The organism is Pseudoalteromonas distincta (assembly GCF_005877035.1).
Classification (GTDB): Bacteria; Pseudomonadota; Gammaproteobacteria; order Enterobacterales; family Alteromonadaceae; genus Pseudoalteromonas; species Pseudoalteromonas distincta.
The window spans coordinates 491,522-511,548 of the sequence record NZ_CP040558.1; the positions used below are offsets into that span (position 1 = coordinate 491,522).

Here is a 20,027-nt window from a genome sequence, read left to right on the forward strand (position 1 = left end):
ACCTAGCGTATAAGTTAAATTTTGTGAGATATACCATGTTTAACGCAGAGCAGGAGTCACGCATTATCGAAATGGCGTGGGAAGATAGAACTCCTTTTGAGGCAATAGAGCAGTTATACGGATTAAAATACTCCCAGCTGGTGGTATTTATGCGCGAACATATTTCAAAAGGCAGTTTTAAAGTGTGGCGTAAACGCCATGCTGGTCGTAAAACAAAACACTTAAAATTACGCGATCCCGCTATTATGCGAAGCCACTGTAAAACACAATATAAACAACGTTAAATAAGTGTAAGCTGTTTCATATGATGTTCAGCCGTGTTTGTTAATCTTTAGCTATAAATTACGCTAGAGATTATTTATGAGAGCACTAACATACACAGCACTAATAGCATTGGCTTTATGTTCAATAAGCGCAGATGCAAAACCGCATAAAGATAAGCATGGTCATAAACACGGCCATAATAAGCATCATTCACATAAACACAACGACAATGACTACCTTTCTAAAAAAGAGGCTAAGCAGTTAATTCGCGCAGGTTGGACGCCACCAGGGATAAGTAAAAGCTACCACCGAGGCGACTATTTAGATCGTGATTTATATAAACGAGGTAGAGTGATTGAACGCTCTAGAGATAATGGTACAGTGAGTATTGAAATAGACCGTACAGTTATCCATATGGTGCACGACACTCGAGAAATACTTTCAATCTTAAGTCGCTAAACTAACTTTATAAGGATATTAAAATGCTTATTGCGCTGGCTATAATTATTGGCTTTTTTTTACTGGTTACCTTGTTGCCTATGTCGTACAGCCAGCATTACTTAGTGCGTAGCTGCGACTTTGTGCGCTTACAGGTATTTTATATTGCCAGTTTTGTAGCCGTTACATCGTTGTTTTTATTATGGCAAAGTAGCGCAATAGGTTATGTATTTATAGCCTTAACCTCATTGCTTATAATGATTTTACAAGGTAAATGGATTTATCCGTATACGTGGCTTGCTAAAAAAGAAGTGCAAAGCGCACCAAAGCATATAGACCACAGCGTACGAATTATGTCGGCAAATGTACTGATGTCGAACCATAAAAGTGAGCAGCTAATTAGCCTTGTAGATGAGCACCAACCCGACCTGCTCATTACGCTTGAAAGCGATAGCTGGTGGGAAAATAAATTATCAGTCATTAAAAAAAATTACCCGTATTACATAGAATGCCCTAAAGACAATCGTTACGGCATGCACTTATACAGCAAATTTAAAATACTCGATGCACAAATATGTGAGCTAATAGAAGAAGATATTCCTTCAATTCATATTTTGTTTGAAAACGATGAAGGCCTGCAAATGCAAGGGCACTTTATTCACCCAGCACCACCAAGCCCGACCGAAGAAGACTCATCGCGTCCGCGCGACTCAGAGCTAATAATGGTGGCTAAAGCACTTAAAAACCCAACACGACCTACCATAGTTGCCGGTGATTTAAACGACGTAGCATGGTCGCGTAGCACCCGTTTATTTATGCAAATAAGTGGCTTTTTAGACCCTCGAAAAGGCCGTGGTTTTTATAACACCTTTCATGCAAGTTACTTTTTTATGCGCTGGCCGCTCGATCACTTATTTCACAGCGAAGGCTTTAAAGTAAAGCGTATTAAGCGCTTAGCTAAGTATGGCTCTGATCACTTTGCACTCCTTACTGAGCTTTCTTACGAAAACGCTAATCAGCAATCATTAGAAGATAAACCCGAAGATCTAAAGCATGAAGAAATCCAAGAGCTTGCTATGAATAAGGCAGACAAGCGAAAAGTGCCGAGGTTTGAGGAAAAGTTATAGCTATTAGGCAGTGTTGGTCGGATAAGTGGCGAAGCCACGCCATCCGACAAAAATAATGAATTGGCTAGCAACAACACGACTACCACGTTTATGTTGTCGAGTGGCTAGAAAGTGCCAAAAGCGGACATGATCATTCTGCCTATTGTTCTCAAATTTTTATGAGCTGCAATAACATCAGTTTTAATCAGCCAGCCAAATTTGCTGTGCCAGTGCACAACTAACACGGTCCCTATGAATTAGGTCCACCTTTCCTCAGTCATAAAGCTTGTCAAAAATAGTAGCGTACTGAAATTAAATGAAAAAAATATTTTAAGGGATACTTCAGATAGGTTTATTGAAAGTTCAGACTTTTCGACCATCTCTTGCTTCTGGCTCACGGACAAAGTAATTTAGGAGTACCGCCAAAAATGATGACTGGAATTTACTCGCGCTGATGATAGAAAAAAGAAAACTTAAAAATCAAATCCTCAAAATATTAAGGCGCAAAGACGAGAATAAAAGTAGATCTACTCCTGAAATCTATCTATCGCTTACGCCAGAAAAATTAGACGAAGTATTATCGGTTGCGGTAGTAAATTACGAAGAGGCGATTGAGCATTATTATGATGGAGTACAAGAGTTTATCTATGACCTAATGAGCGGCTGCCAGCTTGATAAACTTGTGCCAATACCAGAATACTCGGACGCTGGGTTTCAGCAAAGAGCGAAAGCGTTAAATAATCTCACCGTTACAGAAGTAGAGTTTAAGAAAATCGCGATGATCTTAAAAATCTCTAACCCAAACTGGAAACCAGACGAGGACAGTAGGACATTCGACTATGTCCCCCAAATTAAGGGGGGTATATATAACGATAAGGAGGTTGTTGAGTACTTAACCGGTGAGGAGTTCAACCAATTTAAAAAATCAATAAGAATCAAGATATTGCGACAAAAAGGAATGGACTATGTTCCGGCAGGCTCTAGTTTTGGTGAATCAGTCAAGATCATTCGCACCGAGTTCAAAGAGTACCAACTTTTATTCATTAAATTGTATTTCGGTACGCTAGAACAATTTGTGTCAAGTCTAATCGAACGGACCTCTCATCTTATACTGCAAGACCTAAGCAGCAAAAATAAAATGATGTCATACATCAAAGAGTATGTCCTACCGCAATTTAATGGATGCTGGCCTGTTTACAATAACTTTTTGAGTGATTGGAGACCTCCCAAAAATCATCCTTCAGCATTAACAATTGGCGATAGGATCTATACCTATTTTGGAGACGGTGTATCAACTCAGTCAGTATCGCCGAGATATAGAAAAAGAGAAAAGGGATTATGGCGAAAGGTTGGAGAGAAGTTGAATGCCAAAGTAGAGTCTGGATCGAGGCGCGCTTTTACAAAGAATCAGTTGGATGAAAAGTTAAAGACAATTCATAACAACGGTGGTGCATTATCTCAACATTTTATTAGAAAAAATCACTCAGGATTAATAAGCTCGATAATTCGCTACTATAAAAAATTTACAAATATGCAGACAGCGATTACTGAAAAACCGGTACAGATTCATATCGCCGATGATAAAACTGTTTTAGACTCTTATGCTGAAAAATTACTCTATAACCATTTACTAAAGATCCGGTCACATGCCGACTGGCTGTATTCAATTGAGGTGCATCAGTTAGTTTTCCTAGCAGATGACATATCAAAGAAGTTCAGTGTGGACTTTGTAATTAACGCAAATTTATTCGTTGAAGTTGAAATGATCGACTCGAGGGGTAAGTACAAGAATCGACTTCATAAAAGCTACGCTGCGAGAAATAGTATTAAGCGAAAGTGGTACGCTCAAAAAAAATTGAAATATATCTTCGTACAGCAAGAAGATTGCTTCTCAGACATCGCATTAGCCGCTACAGTGAAAAAACTGATAGACCTGAATGAATCGCCTTTTCCTATTGAAGATACGTCAAAAATCGGATACCAAAAGCACAGGCTAGGTCTGAACTATTGGCGACAAGAAGGGGTAGTAGAAAAGGAATTCAAGAAAGCTAAACAAAAAGCTCTTTCTGCGGGAGGAGATTCACTGACTTTGCTCTATGTTTTCAATATGGGGGTGACTGGTTTGAGGGATGCTTTTTATAAGTTGCCGAAGGAAAAACAGCGAGCATTGATTAAAGACATCGATCAGCAGCTTACACAGACACCTCAATTTGTAGATGGCAAGCTGACCGAAATCGCATGGAATGCACTTCAAGAGCGACTGCGCACCAGTCGCGGTGTATTTATGTCTGATAAGCTCTACAACAAATTTGGCTTTACATCGGTATATAACTTTTCTGTTATGCTTACTTTGCGGAGATACTTTGGTTCTTTCAAAGATTTAGCAGTGCACTTTGGGCTTGGCTGGCTTCCTAATACGAGGTCGATCTGTTTCGAACTTAATTCGGTTCGTATTGAGAAGGATGATGTTAAAAAGGCAATTGAAAGTCTTCCTGCTGTTACAGATGATAAGCTAGAAAAACTGAAAGAGTATTTAACTGGCAACTCTGAAACTACTGTTCGCAAAGTGCAAAATTCATTTTGCTATGAAGATGGTGAAATGCTTCCGTTGGTGAAAAACTTTATCGAAAGCTCTATAAGGGATGGAGTTTTTTATCCCCTTAAAAAATGTAATGCGCAACTCGCTGAATACATTACTAAAACCATCTCCACAAAAAAATTCTATGAAGAAATAGGTTACCATCAAGGTATGCCTGTGGAGGACTGGCTACCTCCTAAGGTGTGGCCAAGGCTAATCCTACCTTAGATTTTTGAATCGCTACTAGCAGTTTGGATATTTCTTGGTCATAGAAAAGTACATGTCTGCTTTTCGCTCATTGTTGCCTGTCAGGTTAAGTCTAGTGAAATAGATTGCATTGCATAGTTAAAGTTTTTATATTGTTCGGCAATATTTTATTTGGTGCTAATAAAGCACTGCGTGCAAAGGAAAGCATGTGAATTATAAAAAAATGTACTACCCAGTTAAGGCGCTTGCTGTTTTATCTTTAGTTGCTGTTGCTATTAAGTACTGGATGCCAACTGAGATTGGCTTTGCGTTTATGCTGTTGCCTTATTTGCTTCTATATTTTTTAGCTAACGCTAAAAACTATAAAAATAAACGGCTCATTTTTATTAGAATTATAGCTGCATTATGTACTATTACTTTAGCGCCAGTACTTGTCTTTGGTATTGAACCTGACCCTCAAGCTGGGATTGGTATTATGTTTTTGCTGATAATGCAGCTAGCTGCAATTAGTGCCTCTGAATTTATTATATTATTCTTTTATGTTGATAATGATTAAAAAGCAAACTGCTCATTTACAGTTATTACTGTGTAGTTGCTTTGTGGTTTGAACTTAGTAGAGACTAAGCTCTTCTGTAATCTAATTTTAAAGTTAAAAAACCTAAAAGCGGTTACCCACTTTTAGGTTTTCTAATGTATTAGTATTTAAAGCTAAATTAGCTATTGATCATAATACATTTGATATTCACAAATTCGCGCATACCAAAGCCGCCGTGCTCTCGGCCGTAGCCACTTTCTTTAACACCACCAAACGGTAGGTTAGGTTGTGCTAAACCGTAGCCGTTAATATTGATCATACCTGTGTCGAAGTACTTTTTAGCTAGTTCAATGGCTTTTTTCTCATCTTTAGAGAAAATACCGCCGCCTAAACCGTAGCGAGAGTCGTTAGCGATGCGCATTGCATCGTCGTTGTCTTTGGCTTTAATAAGCGAAGCTACTGGGCCAAATAATTCGTCGTCGTAGGCTGGCATACCAGGGGCTAAGTTATCTAGTAGAGTAGGTGGGTAGTAATAGCCTGTTTGCGAAGGTATTTCGCCGCCCGTTACTATGTTTGCACCTGCTTTAACTGATTCCATTACTTGGTCGTGAATACCGTCGCGTAAATCCTCACGTGCCATTGGACCTAAGTCTGTGTCATCAGCCATTGGGTCGCCCATTTTCATAGCTTCAAATTGCTCTTTAATTTGCGCTTTAAAGTCATCGTAAAGTGGTTCTACAACCACAAAGCGTTTAGCTGAAACACACGTTTCACCGTTATTGATCATGCGCCCGGTTACACAGGTTTTAACTGCAAGCTCTAGGTCTGCGTCATCAAGTACTAAGTAAGCGTCGTTACTACCAAGCTCTAACACTGTTTTCTTAACGTGTTTACCAGCTTCTTCTGCTACTTTTTTACCTGTCGCATCACTACCGGTAAAGGTTACGCCGCTAATTGCTTTGTGCGAAATTAAAGAACTGGCTGTTTTGCCGTCGATAAGTAAATTGTTAAAGCAATACTCTGGGAAACCAGCTTGTTTAAATAGCTCTTCTATTTTTTCAGCCATGCCAAATACATTACCAGCATGCTTTAATACGGTTGTGTTACCCGCCATGATGTTAGCAGCACTGTAGCGAATTACCTGATAAAGCGGAAAGTTCCACGGTTGAATACCTAATAGTACACCTGTTGGTTGGTAGCTGATGATTGCGCGGCCGCCGTCCATATCACGTTCTTCGTCAGCAAGTACTTGTGGGCCTTGTTCGGCTGTATAACGACAAATTCCTGCACATAGTTCAACTTCTTGAAAGCCTTGCTCATAAACTTTACCCATTTCTTCGGTCATGAGTTTTGCAATAGCTTCTTTTTGATCTTCAAAGAGTGAGGCTAACTTATTAAGGCATTTTGCACGTTCAGTGAATGACGTTAATCGCCATTTTAAATATGTTTCGTGAGATTTTTCGATTACCTGTTCTGCTTCCTTTTGAGAAAGTAGTGTATAGGTTTCAATGGTTTGCTCAGTTGCGGGATTAATCGTTTTAACTGTGTTACTCATTTCTATCTCCTTACAAATTTAGTTATTTAAAAGGTGCAAGGCTAGAGCCAGTTTTTATCATAAGTTGATTTTGTTTTTATCCATCTGATTTTATTAGTTAAATTTATATTTTTGTTGAAGAGGGTATTTTTTAAATATAAAAATTGAAGTGCTCGAGGCAGTAAAATATTCTGGGCGTTGCAAAATTTACAACACCCTCTGGGGCAAACACAGAGCTTTATATTAGCTCCTTTGCAATACGCTTTAATAAGTAAGTTTCTCGTAAAATAGAAAGCCCTTGTTTTTCACTGTTAGCAATGGTGCGCTCGTTATGTGCAACTGCGTCGTTAATATCAACCCATTTGGCTGTCATGCCATTTTGCTGCTCGTAATGCTCTAACTGCGCTTTGCCAAACTCGTCGGCAATATTACATACAAAGCAATACGATTTAATATGAATAATATCAAAATCGTCTTTATACCAAGGGCGATACTCTTCATAGAGTCCAAAAGCTTTAACTACACTTATTTGTTGTGCACCGGTTTCCTCGCTTAGTTCGCGAATTAAGCCTTGCTCAATACTTTCGCCGTCATCTACTCCACCGCCGGGTAGGCTGTAGTCTTCATAACGGTTTGTATACATTAAAAGTATTTTATTATTTTTAATTACAATGGCGCGAGCTGTTAAGCGTGTAAATTGGGTGCCTTGGTCAATATTAATACCTGAATGTATTAAGGTTTTTAATTGCTGCATTTCGTCTCCTTTTTTAGGTTTTTAATAATAATAGTTGCTACCATTCTATAAATAGAAACGATTTTAATTATTAATCATAATTTATGATCGATTTTTTTCAGCATACGTAAATATTAGGTTGGTAACATTTATAGCATTTAATCGCTTAAGTTTATTTTAAAAATTAGATTCTGGGCGCACCTTTAAATTAATATCTAGGATGCGTAGAATAAGAAAAAAGCATAGGGATTTATCATGTTAGACATACTTTTAGTAGATGATGACGTTGAATTTAGTGACGTTGTTTGCCACATAGTCGAATTCCTCGGCCACAATATAAGCACAGCTACCAGTTTAAAAGAAGCACATCAATGGTTTGAAAATAATACCTTTGATCATGTGCTGCTTGATTTTATGCTGCCTGATGGTAGCGGTTTGCACTTACTTGATCACTTAAAAACGATTGGGCAATCTCCAAAAATTACACTTATTTCGGGCCATCCTTCAGTTAAAGGTATTTTAGCTGATATGTGTGAGCCAAATGTAGGGCATTTATTAAAACCATTACAACGTGAAGATTTAGAACTCGTTTTAAATGGCCCTAAAAAAGCAGTTAAAAAAGCAAAGTCGAGCGGTATTGTACGCCACTTTGGCGGTTTAATTGGTGAATCTGAGCCAATGCAAAAGCTTTACAACATGATTGAACGCGTAGCTAAAACAAATGCTAACGTGATGCTTATGGGTGAAAGTGGTGCAGGTAAAGAAGTAGTGGCTCAAGCTATTCATAACGCAAGCCAGTGCGAAGGGCCATTAGTTGCTAGCAACTGTGGCGCACTTTCAAAAGAGTTAATTGGTAGTGAGTTATTTGGCCACGAAAAAGGCGCATTTACAGGCGCAATTGCACGTAAAGAAGGTGTATTTGAGCAATCAAATAACGGTACTTTGTTTTTAGACGAAGTAACTGAAATGCCAATTGATATGCAGCCAAATTTACTGCGAGTGCTTGAAACTAAAAAGGTAACACGCGTAGGTGGTAACAGAGAAATACCAACCAATTGCCGTGTTATTTCAGCCACTAACCGCTCGCTTACCGATTTAGCACAAAATAATGTTATTCGTGAAGATATTTACTTTAGGTTGGCTGTTTTTCCTATTGATATACCGCCACTTCGCGATAGAAAAGAAGATGTACCTTTATTAGCGAAAGCCTTTTTAGATCAACTTAATGACGAAAACGGCACTGCCTTTAGTTGGACTGCCGCACAGCTCAAAGAGCTGCAAAGCTATGAATGGCCGGGTAATGTGCGAGAGCTCCGCCATGCTATACACCGTGCATTTATTATGAGCGACCCACAAACCAGCGACATTATTTTACCTGATAACTTAGAGTCACCTTTTTCGCGCGTTAATAATCAAGCTGCCGAAAAGCCTGTATCAGCAGGGCAAACAATTGAAGAAGTTGAAAAAGAACTTATTCATGCAACGCTTGATAAGGTGCAAGGTAATAAAACGCTTGCTGCACAAATGCTGGGTATTAGTACTAAAACACTTTATAACCGCCTTAATGCATATGGCGGTATTGGCGAATATAAATAGATTTGAGGAAGGGCATGACATCCGATAACCAAACAGAGCAACTCAATAAATTAGTTCACGATGCAAGAGGGCCGCTAAATCGTATTTCGATGAATGCTGAGCTGATTAAATTGGTACTTGAAAACGATATGCCAAAAGAAAAAGCGTTAGATGCACTTGATAAAATTATCAATAATTGCCAACAGTGCAGCGAAAGTTTGCAAAAAATATCAGACTCTCAATAAATATTAAGTGTTGTATAAACTTTAATTCGGGAAGCTAAATGAGCAAGAAAAAACAGCAAGGTAAGGCGAATATCACTTGGGCAACATTTATGGTGGTTGTGCTAGGTATTATTGTGGGCAACGCATTTTTAGCATTGAATACGATTCAAGGCTTAACACAAACCCAAAAAAGTTTAGACAACACTAGCATGCTAACCACTGCAATTGAGAAGCTGCATCTATCCATAGTGCAGGCTGAGTCAGGACAGCGTGGTTATTTATTGACAGAAGAGGCTGATTATTTAACGCCGTACTACGATGCTGTAGGCCAAATTGAAGCGCAAACAGGTCATGTCAAGTCGCTTCACTCTGAGATTGACGGTCAAGCTGAGCGTATAGCCCAGTTGTTAGTTCTTGTAGATAGTAAAATTAAAGAGTTAAAACAAACTGTAAACCTTGCGCTAGATGACAAAGAAAGACGTGCGTTGTATGTATTAAATACGCATAAAGGAAGAAAGCTTTATAAGCAAATTAGAGAGTATGTTAATGAAATTCAAGACCGCGAATTACTCTTTAAAGTAAGCCATTTTTCTAAATTAGCACAGATTAAAAATGAAGCTAAAATTACATTCGCTATAACAGCAATAACGAGTGCGTTACTGATTATTGGTATGTTTATTATGACGCGCCTTAATTTAAGAAATGCAGCACAATATCGTTTTGAGCTTGAAAAACAAAACGAAACATTAGCAATGAAGGTTTCTGAGCGGACACAAGAGCTAACATTATATTCAGATGAATTGAGCCGTAGTAACCGAGAGCTTGAAGAGTTTGCTTTTGTAGCAAGCCATGATTTACAAGAACCTCTTAGAAAAATCCAAGCCTTTAGCGACCGTCTTGAAACCATGTTTAAAGATGAATTGGGTGAAAAGGGGATGGATTACATTGGGCGCATGAAAAATGCAGCGCAGCGTATGTCTAATTTAATAAACGACTTATTAGAGTTTTCGCGAATTACAACGCGTGGTAAAGATTTTGATGACACGAATTTAAATGAAGTTGTAGCTGATATATTAAGTGATTTAGAGATAGCGATAAAAGAGTCTGAAGCACAAATTGATGTAGATGATTTGCCAGTTATTCAGGCAGATAAAAGCCAAATGCAGCAGCTGTTTTTAAATTTGTTGTCGAACGCTGTTAAATTTAGGCGTCCCAACGTAAACCCACACATAAAAATTAGTTATCAAGATGAAGATATTTTCAGCTCTGATCATAATACTCATTTAAGTTTTCAAGTTATTACCATAGAAGATAACGGTATTGGTTTTTCACAAGACTATGCCGATAAAATATTTGTACCGTTTCAGCGCTTGCATGGACGCTCACAATATAAAGGCACGGGTATTGGCCTTTCTGTATGTAGGCGTATTGTGGAGCGCCACGGCGGAACAATTACAGCCCAAAGTAAAGACGGTGAAGGTGCAACCTTCATTATAAAATTACCAGTGGAAGCTGAGCTTTTCACATTGCAAGGAGAGGCTTAAATGCCCTATTCAAAAGTAAAACCGATTACTATTTTAATGGCAGACGACGATGAAGATGATCGTTTGTTAACACAAGATGCCCTTGCTGAAAGTCGTGTACTTAACGAGCTTCATTTTGTTGAAGATGGCGTTGAGTTGCTTGAGTATTTAGAGCGTAAAGGTAAGTTTGAAGACAAAGCAGTTTCGCCGCGTCCTGGACTTATATTACTTGATTTAAATATGCCTAGAATGGATGGCCGTGAAGCGCTTGAAGCTATAAAAGGAAACCCTAACTTAAAGGGAATTCCGGTTGTTATATTAACTACGTCTAAACAAGAAGAAGACATGGTTAAAGGGTATAACTTAGGTGCTGCATCTTACATTACAAAACCAGTAACGTTTGATGGTTTGGTTGATTTGATGAAAACGCTAGGAAAATACTGGGTAGAATTTGTAGAGCTACCGACAACATTTAACGATTAATGGAGATTGTATGTTAGATAAAGTGACTCAGTTGCTGCTTGTAGAAGACGATGAAGATGATTACATACTCACCTGCGACTATCTGGACCAATTGGATTCACACACGTTTAACATTCAATGGATAAGCTCTCCAGAGCAGGCAATTGCAACGCTTAGTAAAAATGAGCACGACATTTGCCTGCTTGATTACCGCTTGGGTGCATCGAATGGTTTAGATGTATTAAAAGAAGCAATTGCCAATGGCTTTAGCGGACCCATTATTATGCTTACCGGGCAGTCAAACGACGAGTTAGACTCGGCGGCGCTTGATGCCGGTGCAGTAGATTACTTAATTAAAACAGAAATGAGTTCGAGCCGCTTTGCACGTGCTATTCGTTATGCTTTGGCACGTAAAGATGTTGAAGGCGAGAGAGTAGAGCGCTTAAAAGCTGAAGCCGAAAACCGTTCAAAAGATCGATTTTTAGCTCATTTGAGCCATGAGTTACGTACTCCTCTATCGTCTATTTTAGGCTACACCGAACTGTTAATGCAGAGCGATTTTAGTCAGCAAGCTGAAAATGAATTGGGTGTTATTTATCGAAATGGTAAACACTTATTGAGCTTGTTAAACGACGTACTCGATTTGTCAAAAATAGCAGCCGATAAACTGGAACTTACCCTAAGCGAAGTTAACCTTGATAGCATGCTTGCCGATGTATACACGCTAATGCGCGTATCGGTGCTTGATAAAGGTCTTACGCTGCGCTTTGAATCTCATCAGCCATTACCTTTGGTTGCACGACTTGATGCAACAAGAGTTCGTCAAATTTTAATAAATCTAATAAACAATGCGGTTAAATTTACCGATAAAGGCGAAATTGTTGTTAATGCGTGGACGCAATGGGTTGATGATCGCGAAATGCTATTTTTTAGCATTAAAGATTCAGGTATGGGCATTGCCCCTGAAAAACAAGAACTTATATTTAAGCCATTTGAACAGATAGCTGATGTAGAATCACGCTCTGTAGGTGGCGCGGGCTTAGGTTTGGCAATATGTGCTGAATTGTTAGCGCGTATGCACGGTGATATTAGTTTGCACTCTGAAATAGGCAAAGGTTCTACATTTACGATTTCGGTATATCCAGGTGATATTAGCGAAGTAGAACGACAAGTACTTAATTTTAGTAGTGCCCCACAATTACAAAGTAAATCGGCTCCATGCAAAGTGCATGGGCGAGTATTAGTGGTTGATGATTTACGTGATTTACGCATGCTAGTTGGTCATATGATCAGTACCTGTGGTGCGCGCGTAGATTATGCCGAACATGGCCAGCAAGCACTTGAAAAAGTACGCATAGCAGATGCGTATAAAGCGCCTTACGATATTATTTTTATTGATATTCATATGCCTGTAATGGGCGGCAAGGAAGCTACCATAGAGCTTAGAAAAATGGGCTACAAAGGCCCAATAATTGCGCTCACTGCCGCTACTATGAAAGGCATACATGAGGAGCTTGCTGCACTTGGTTTTAACGATGTAATACCAAAGCCTGTTGATAGCGCGGCTTTATATCAATGTTTGCAAGATTACTTGGTAGCGCCAGAGCATGCACCGCAAGCTAAAGATATAAATTGTAGTAATGGCTTAACCGAGAAAAAGCAGCGCTTTTTACTTGTGGAAGACGATCACGATGCAGCGCAAATTACGCAACTACTTTTAGAAAGTTTAGGCGTTGAAACCGTCATTGCGTCTAGCTGCGCACAATGTTTGCAAATACTTAATCACGACCAGCAATTTAATAAGGTATTGTTAGATATGCATTTACCTGATGGTCGTGGCGTTGACTTAGGTCAGCAAATTAATGAACGATATCCTGAATTACGTTTAGTAATTGTAAGTGGCGCAGAGCCAGATCCAAGAGAAATAAAAGATTTAAATATTGACCGAGTTTTACTTAAACCTATTAATTTGAGCTTACTTGAAACGCTTATTAGCTAGGGCCTGTTTATCTTTCGAGGTTAAATTTACAGCAGTTTGTTTGGTATTTAGGCAAGGCAGAGTCTATGTAGTGTGGTTATTCCCCATAAATAGGCGATAACGTAGCACAAATGCCAAATATGCGCTGCCCGAAGGGTTCTGCCCAGGGGCTATTTACTCTTTGTTGCTCGGTTTTTACTTAGCCCACTAGGTTACAAATCTCGCGCCGCGATTAAATAGCCCCTAGATTGAACAAATTTTAATCCTGAAAGGTCAACAGGTCCAATAACTGAGACATTATTTATATGCATTCAATAAAGTTAGTATCTGAAGAATTAACACCATCAAAAGTAGTGTGTGTTGGGCGTAATTATACCGCACACATTGCAGAGCTAAATAACGAAACGCCAGATCAAATGGTCTTATTTAATAAGCCAAATAGCGCAATTACTAATACGTTATTTGCAGCTCACAACGGCGATACGCTGCATTATGAAACCGAGTTGTGTTTTGTAGTTAAAAATAAAAAATTTGTAGGTGTTGGACTCGGCCTTGATTTAACTAAGCGTACTGTGCAAAGTAAATTAAAAAATAAAGGGCTTCCATGGGAGCGCGCTAAAGCGTTCGACGGCTCTGTAATTTTAACTGATTTTGTAGCGCTAACTGATGCAATGAAGCACTTTACCTTTGAACTTAAAATTAATAATGAAGTGATTCAGCGAGGTGATACTCATTTTATGCTGCACAACCCTGACTCAATTTTACAAGAAATTAGTGAATTTATGAGCTTAGAAGACGGTGATGTAATAATGACAGGTACACCGTCGGGCGTAGGTGAGGTAACAGCTAAAAGTATTTTTGCAGTGGCGCTTTATGCTAATGATCAGTGTTTGCTTGAGCATCAGTGGCAAGTAAGTAAAAATTAATGACTTGCTGTTGGTAGTGTTTATCAAAGTCAGTAAAGGTGGTTTTAAGCCAATTATGCTGACTTTGTTGATACTCAGGCGATTGAAGTACACTATTTTTTAATGCGCGGTTAATTTTTTTAAGGGCTTGCTCTGCAAAATTATTAGGTGCTTTAGCCGCACAACCTATTGCTCCTCTTATAAATTGAATATCATTTTCTGCAATTGGCACACTTTCTATATTCGTATACTCCCCTTGTTTATTAAAGTAATCAGCCATAAACGGGTAATCAATTGAGTAGTCTAAAAAGCCGTGACTCAAGCGTGCTATAACAGCCTGACTTTCATTTTCGCTACTCCAACTTAACGAAGACTCTTTATCTCGTTTTGTATTTTCAATAATTGTATTAATTTTAGTTGTAAATTTACGAGCAGCCGCTTGCCCGTATACATATTGCGGGTCGGTTAATAAATTAATAAGGTGAATAGGCGAGCCGTGCTTTTCTTCTAATTGCGGCTTTAGCTCTTTAGTCGTGATAATTGAAAATGGGGGATATACCGTTGTTGGATTTGAGTAGTTAAGCTGTTGGTTATTATTTTTTTTATAAATAACACACGGAAAACATACATTTTTTCCTTCATTTAAATATTTATTTATACGCTGCTGAGGAACAATTAAGCGGGTATGTTTTACATCAGTTATGGTTCTGATGAGTTGCTCGGTTAGGTTGTCGCAAATTCCACCTTGTGGTGCACTTTCGCTTTTAGTTATATGAAAAGGGGGCGTGTAACTTTGCAGCCAAATAATTTCTTCTAGAGGCTGTACTTTTTGCTCAACGGCGTGCGCGTTAAATACAATTAATAAGCAAAATGCATAGTATCCGTTTTTCAGCATTGATAAGTGTTCGTTGAATTAAGAAAACTTAATAAAAGTATAGTGTTGGTTGTAGTAGGGTCAAATATTTTAGTAAAAAGCAACCTCATTCAAGGCTGCTTTTAACTCATACATGCTTAATAAGGCATCGGATGGTTTCTAAATATGGTGTTAATCTCACTAAGAATTTCGTCGTTTAGCGTTATGCTAAATGCGTCTATATCTTCCTTTAATTGAGCTATAGATGTTGCCCCAATAATTGAAGAAGTTACGCCATCTACTTGGTTACACCATGCTAAGGCTAGTTGTGCTGGAGTAATATTGTTTGCATGAGCCAGATCAACATACTGCTTAGTGGCTTGCTCTGCATTGGGTGTATCTCTAAAAATACCGTTACGCTGCATGAAGGTCCAACGAGAACCTTCTGGGCGAGCACCGTTTAGGTATTTACCCGTTAATAAACCGGCCGCTAAAGGCGACCACGGTAAGTAGGCAATATCTTCGTGTACACATTGTTCTATTAAATACGGCCAGTCTTTAGCGTGCGCTAAGCTAAACTCATTTTGAATAGATACCATACGCGGTAAGTTATGCTCTTTGGCCAAACTTAAAAACTGGCTTATACCCCATGGCGTATCGTCAGATAAACCGCAGTGCTTAATTTTACCTGCTTTGACACATTCATTAAGGTCTTCTAGAATATCAAGCATACTAGCTTGTTGCTCTTGTGTATTTACGTCGGTAAATTTAAGAGTGCCGGGCCATTGTCTGCCAAAGTGAGGGGTAGAGCGGTTTGGCCAATGTAGTTGATATAAATCGATGTAGTCTGTTTGAAGTCGCTTAAGTGAATCATCCACGGCTTCTATTACTGTTTGGCGAGTAATATTGCCGCCATCACGTACCCACGATAATCCATTGCCTGCAATTTTTGTAGCTAGTACCACTTCGCTGCGCTTTTGCTGATTACGCGATAGCCAATTGCCAATAATTTCCTCGGTTTTACCATAGGTCTCTGGCGAAGGAGGTACAGCATACATTTCGGCTGTATCAATAAAGTTTACGCCTTGCTCTAGCGCGTAGGCTATTTGTTCATCAGCGTCGCTTTGAGTATTTTGTTTACCCCAAGTCATACTCCCTAGGCACACTCGAGATACGTTTACGCCACTGCTACCTAGTGGGTTGTATTGCATAAAAATTCCTTAACTAAATTAGTTTTGAGCATGGCTGATTAAAGCCGATAAAAGAGGCTCGGAGATTGGGGCTTTTTGCCCTGTAGTAAAATCAAACATTACAACTTTAGATGCACCCGTAGTTGTTATTGCTTTTTGTGCATGGCTATAAACGGTGTAGTTCATGGTAAAGCGATCTGTTTTAAGATCTGTAATTGTAACGCCTACAGTGAGTGTGTCGGGAAAAGTTACTGGGCGTTTATAGCGAACGTTATTTTCGCTTATTACTGGGCCCACACCGTTTGGGCTTATTGTGTCGAACAGATTTATTTTATTTAAAAAGTCGATTCGGGCTATTTCAAAGTAACGTAAATACACTACATTATTTACGTGTTGTAGCGCATCCATATCAGCCCATGCTACGGTGATATCGGTATGAATAGGGTGCTGATCTTTAAACGTTTGCATTATTTATTGGCCCTTGATTTTCAAAGTACTTAGATTATCAACATGGTGTTACGAGCTCAAGGTAATTAATGGCATGTTTTTTTTATAAGATGATTGTACCTGTTTAATTTTAGGTCTACAGTTAAATTACACAGACACACAAAAACACACACAAAGGTAATAATATGCAGAATATAATTAATTGGTCCTTAGCTTGTTTGGTTTTTATAGCCTCTTTTACCTGTTACGCGATGGGGAATGAATCTGGCGCTATCATTTTAATGTTGGCAGGATTTTTATTTGAGGTTATGTATTGGCTACGTGGTTATAAGAGATCGGAGGACAATAAACACTTTTTTTAATCGTTAACTAGGGCCTGTTGACCTTTCAGGATTAAAATTTGTTCAATCTAGGGGCTATTTAATCGCGGCGCGAGGTTTGTGACCTAGTGGGCTCGATAACTGCTCCTGCGTTATTCTACTGACTTACATCCCTGTAAGAATAAGTAAAAACCGAGCAACAAAGAGTAAATTGCCCCTAGGCAGAACCCTTCGGGCAGCGTATGTTTGGCATTTGTGCTACGTTACCGCCTATTTATGGGGAATAACCACACTACATAGGCTCTGCCTTGCCTAAATACCAAACATACTGCTGCAAATTTAACCTCGAAAGATAAACAGGCCCTAGGCTTGCTTATCGCATGTGATTCAATAATAATAACTGTATAAATAACCAGTTATTATTGTGGTGATGAAGAAGTTTATTCACATAGACATGGATTGCTTTTATGCAGCAGTAGAAATGCGAGATAATCCAAAACTTGCATGTGTACCGCTTGCTATTGGAGGCAATAGCCGACGAGGCGTGCTCTCAACCGCTAACTATATAGCTAGAGAGTATGGCGTACGATCGGCTATGTCGAACTATCATGCTAAACAATTATGCCCCGATTTAGTTATTGTCCCAGGGCGCATGGCTGTATACAAAGAAGCTTCAAACCAAATACGTGAAGTATTTAGCCGCTACACAGACTTAATTGAACCCCTTTCTTTAGACGAAGCCTATCTAGATGTAACAGACAGCACCGCATGTAAAGGCAGTGCCACACTTATTGCACAGCAAATAAGAGCCGATATTTACAATGCTACAGGGCTCACTGCATCAGCAGGTATTGCACCGATTAAATTTATTGCCAAAATAGCCAGTGACGAAAACAAACCGAATGGTCAATTTGTCGTTTTGCCTGATGAGGTTGATGACTTCTTAGCGCAATTACCGCTGGGGAAAATTCCAGGAGTGGGCAAAGTAACGCTCGAAAAGCTAAATTTAAAAGGCTTATATACCGGCAAGGATGTACGTGAAAAAGGCGTTAACTGGATGCAGCAACATGTGGGGAATTTTGGTGTGTCGCTATATCAAAAATGTGCAGGTGAGTATGTTGGTAAAGTATCCACAGATCGCATAAGAAAATCGCTGAGTGTTGAACATACCTACGAGTACAACAAAACAAGTTTGCAAGAGTGCTTAGATGAGCTGCCAAGGTTGTTAGAGGAATTAGTTTTAAGGCTGAATAAACAGCAGTTACAAAATCGTATTAATAAATTGAGTGTTAAGGTGAAGTTTGCAAATTTTGTAGTGACCTCAGCCGATCAGGTATATCACGAGCTAAATACAGAAATATTTGTTCAACTACTTACTAAGGCCTACCAGCGAGGGCTACAACAGCCTGTAAGATTACTTGGCATAGGCGTTGGGATTAAAAACGAGCCAGAACAAAACTTCCAACTTAGTATTCTCGATTAAGCTGTAAAGCCTGTAACTCCAAGTTGCCATTTATTGACAGGTTATGTGATTAGCTCATCGCTCCTTGCTGGTCTTCAATATTTAAATCGACGATAATAGGGGCTTATGTTTTCTAACAGGACCTTATTTATGGCATACCCTCAAGCGGTTAGTGCAAGCCTTGAATGCACATCTCATGATGCGCTTATTATTATTAGTAATGACTTTTCTCAGTTACCAAATAACTCATTACGTGATGCTATTTTAGCTCAAGCAAACGTAGATTCTCGCATCGGTAAGCAAGTTACTTTATTAGTAATTGAAAACAAGCGCGTTGTACTTGCGCCAACCGGTCCGTTAAATAGAGATTACGACGACGTGCGTCGTTATTTTGATGCTGCTAAATTAGCAATTAACGAAGCAAAAGCGTCGGGCTGTGTTAACCCTGCATTATTTTTACCAAATTTAAATGGCGATAGCCGTTATCAGCATGCTTTAGAAGTTGCTTATTTAGGCGCTTGCCAAGCCTTATGGCAGCCATTAGAAGCGCGTGAATATCACGGTGAAAGCATTGAACCAATTACACAGATTGGTTTAGTTGGCGCAAGCGAGCAAACTATTAAAGCTGTTAATGCAATTGCAGCTGGCCAATATGCAGCGCGTGACCTGTGTGGCACTGAACCTGAGCGTATGGCTCCCCCACGTTTTGCTGATTACTGCGTTGAATTGTTTAAAGGCTCAAACATTGCAGTTGACGTAATTGATGATATTGCAGCTATTGATAAAAACTACCCAATGCTAAGTACAGTTGCTCGCGCATCGTATGCAGTTGAGCGCCATCACCCACGTGTTGTCAAGCTTGAATATGTACCAGAGGGCGAAATTACTCGCACACTTATGTTTGTAGGTAAGGGCCTTGTATACGATACAGGCGGTGCAGATTTAAAAGTAGGCGGCCATATGGCAGGCATGAGCCGTGATAAAGGCGGCGCAGCTTCTGTTGCGGGCTTTATGAAAGCCGTTGCTGATTATCAGCCTAAAGGCGTTAAAGTGGTATCGTACTTAGCTGTTGTTCGCAACTCTATTGGCTCAGATTGTTTTGTGCCAGATGAAATTATTACTAGCCGTGAAGGTGTTCGTGTACGTATTGGTAATACCGATGCAGAAGGGCGTTTAGCAATGGGCGACCTGCTTAGCGAAATGAAAGATTTAGCTAAAGGTGAGATTAATCCAACGTTATTTACTGTAGCTACATTAACGGGTCATGCGGCACGTGCAATGGGTCCTTACGGTGCGTATGTTGAAAATGGTCCAGCTCGTAGTGCTGGTGTCTCACGTCAAATAGCTGACCTTGGAGATTTGTGGGCCGATGGCGCTGAAGTATCGCGTTCACGACGTGAAGACTACGACTTTATTAAACCACGTACGCTAGCTGACGATGTCTTATCTAGCAATAACGCAGCATCTGCCGTTACTGCTCGTGGACATCAGTTCCCTATGGCGTTTATGGCTATTGTTGGTGGGCTTGATAAGCACGGTAACGACTCTGCACAGCCTTTACCTTATGTGCATATGGATATTGCAGGTAGCGGTGTTGAAGACGGTGATTGGCAGCATGGTAAGCCAACAGCTGCATCAGTAACGAGCTTGTTTGCACGTTATTGTTTGTAAGCTAAAAACTTACATGTAATAA

General features: G+C 39.4%; 18 protein-coding genes. 13 read left to right on the plus strand and 5 right to left on the minus strand.

What is annotated here, in order from left to right:
* The first annotated feature begins 35 nt into the window (after positions 1-35).
* From FFU37_RS02185 to FFU37_RS02205, 5 genes are all read left to right on the plus strand, one after another.
* Positions 36-284 carry a TIGR03643 family protein gene (locus FFU37_RS02185; RefSeq protein WP_002958079.1) on the plus strand — a complete coding sequence of 83 codons (249 nt, stop codon included), beginning with the start codon at positions 36-38 and terminating at the stop codon, positions 282-284.
* Between the two features lie 76 nt (positions 285-360).
* On the plus strand, positions 361-723 hold the full coding sequence (locus FFU37_RS02190) for a hypothetical protein (protein ID WP_138488602.1): 363 nt from the start codon (positions 361-363) through the stop codon (positions 721-723).
* Positions 724-746: 23 nt separating this feature from the next.
* Positions 747-1,829, plus strand: a complete 1,083-nt coding sequence (locus FFU37_RS02195) for an endonuclease/exonuclease/phosphatase family protein (protein ID WP_138488603.1) — start codon at positions 747-749, stop codon at positions 1,827-1,829.
* A 433-nt stretch (positions 1,830-2,262) separates the two neighbouring features.
* Positions 2,263-4,614: a hypothetical protein gene (locus FFU37_RS02200; protein WP_138488604.1), complete on the plus strand. Its 2,352-nt coding sequence runs from the start codon at positions 2,263-2,265 to the stop codon at positions 4,612-4,614.
* 187 nt (positions 4,615-4,801) lie between these two features.
* Positions 4,802-5,149, plus strand: a complete 348-nt coding sequence (locus FFU37_RS02205; protein ID WP_039485094.1) for a hypothetical protein — start codon at positions 4,802-4,804, stop codon at positions 5,147-5,149.
* 157 nt (positions 5,150-5,306) lie between these two features.
* Here the strand turns inward: FFU37_RS02205 and FFU37_RS02210 are convergent, their stop codons facing one another.
* Both FFU37_RS02210 and FFU37_RS02215 read right to left on the minus strand, forming a co-directional pair.
* Positions 5,307-6,683 carry an NAD-dependent succinate-semialdehyde dehydrogenase gene (locus tag FFU37_RS02210; RefSeq protein WP_138488605.1) on the minus strand — a complete coding sequence of 459 codons (1,377 nt, stop codon included), beginning with the start codon at positions 6,681-6,683 and terminating at the stop codon, positions 5,307-5,309.
* Positions 6,684-6,900: 217 nt separating this feature from the next.
* The gene (locus tag FFU37_RS02215) at positions 6,901-7,416 is read right to left on the minus strand and encodes an NUDIX hydrolase (protein WP_138488606.1); all 516 of its coding nucleotides are present in this window, start codon (positions 7,414-7,416) and stop codon (positions 6,901-6,903) included.
* 234 nt (positions 7,417-7,650) lie between these two features.
* On the opposite strand from FFU37_RS02215, the gene FFU37_RS02220 reads away from it, so the two are divergent.
* The 6 genes from FFU37_RS02220 (at position 7,651) to FFU37_RS02245 (ending at position 14,083) form a co-directional block, all read left to right on the plus strand.
* Positions 7,651-8,991 carry a sigma-54-dependent transcriptional regulator gene (locus FFU37_RS02220; protein WP_138488607.1) on the plus strand — a complete coding sequence of 447 codons (1,341 nt, stop codon included), beginning with the start codon at positions 7,651-7,653 and terminating at the stop codon, positions 8,989-8,991.
* Between the two features lie 14 nt (positions 8,992-9,005).
* On the plus strand, positions 9,006-9,215 hold the full coding sequence (locus tag FFU37_RS02225; protein WP_039485081.1) for a histidine kinase: 210 nt from the start codon (positions 9,006-9,008) through the stop codon (positions 9,213-9,215).
* 38 nt (positions 9,216-9,253) lie between these two features.
* Positions 9,254-10,738, plus strand: a complete 1,485-nt coding sequence (locus FFU37_RS02230) for a sensor histidine kinase (RefSeq protein ID WP_138488608.1) — start codon at positions 9,254-9,256, stop codon at positions 10,736-10,738.
* Positions 10,739-11,200, plus strand: coding sequence for a response regulator (locus tag FFU37_RS02235; protein WP_039485075.1), 462 nt, complete (start codon positions 10,739-10,741; stop codon positions 11,198-11,200). It begins immediately after the preceding gene.
* Between the two features lie 10 nt (positions 11,201-11,210).
* Complete coding sequence (locus tag FFU37_RS02240; RefSeq protein WP_039485072.1) at positions 11,211-13,178, plus strand: hybrid sensor histidine kinase/response regulator; 1,968 nt, start codon at positions 11,211-11,213, stop codon at positions 13,176-13,178.
* Positions 13,179-13,462: 284 nt separating this feature from the next.
* Complete coding sequence (locus FFU37_RS02245; protein WP_007581529.1) at positions 13,463-14,083, plus strand: fumarylacetoacetate hydrolase family protein; 621 nt, start codon at positions 13,463-13,465, stop codon at positions 14,081-14,083.
* On the opposite strand, the gene FFU37_RS02250 is transcribed toward FFU37_RS02245, so the two are convergent.
* The 3 genes from FFU37_RS02250 to FFU37_RS02260 all read right to left on the minus strand — a co-directional run bounded on the left by FFU37_RS02250 (position 14,034) and on the right by FFU37_RS02260 (position 16,573).
* A complete protein-coding gene (locus tag FFU37_RS02250; RefSeq protein ID WP_138488609.1) occupies positions 14,034-14,957 on the minus strand; it encodes an ABC transporter substrate-binding protein in 924 nt (307 codons plus the stop codon). The two genes, FFU37_RS02245 and FFU37_RS02250, sit on opposite strands and share 50 nt — an antisense overlap.
* Before the next feature lie 116 nt (positions 14,958-15,073).
* Positions 15,074-16,126 carry an aldo/keto reductase gene (locus tag FFU37_RS02255; protein ID WP_138488610.1) on the minus strand — a complete coding sequence of 351 codons (1,053 nt, stop codon included), beginning with the start codon at positions 16,124-16,126 and terminating at the stop codon, positions 15,074-15,076.
* An 18-nt stretch (positions 16,127-16,144) separates the two neighbouring features.
* Positions 16,145-16,573 carry an acyl-CoA thioesterase gene (locus tag FFU37_RS02260; protein ID WP_002958095.1) on the minus strand — a complete coding sequence of 143 codons (429 nt, stop codon included), beginning with the start codon at positions 16,571-16,573 and terminating at the stop codon, positions 16,145-16,147.
* Between the two features lie 729 nt (positions 16,574-17,302).
* Here FFU37_RS02260 and dinB point away from each other — a divergent pair.
* Entirely contained in the window at positions 17,303-18,355 is a 1,053-nt protein-coding gene (gene dinB / locus FFU37_RS02265) for a DNA polymerase IV (RefSeq protein ID WP_039485058.1), read from the plus strand.
* A gap of 129 nt (positions 18,356-18,484) precedes the next feature.
* A complete protein-coding gene (locus tag FFU37_RS02270) occupies positions 18,485-20,005 on the plus strand; it encodes a M17 family metallopeptidase (protein WP_138488611.1) in 1,521 nt (506 codons plus the stop codon).
* The last annotated feature ends 22 nt before the right edge of the window (positions 20,006-20,027 follow it).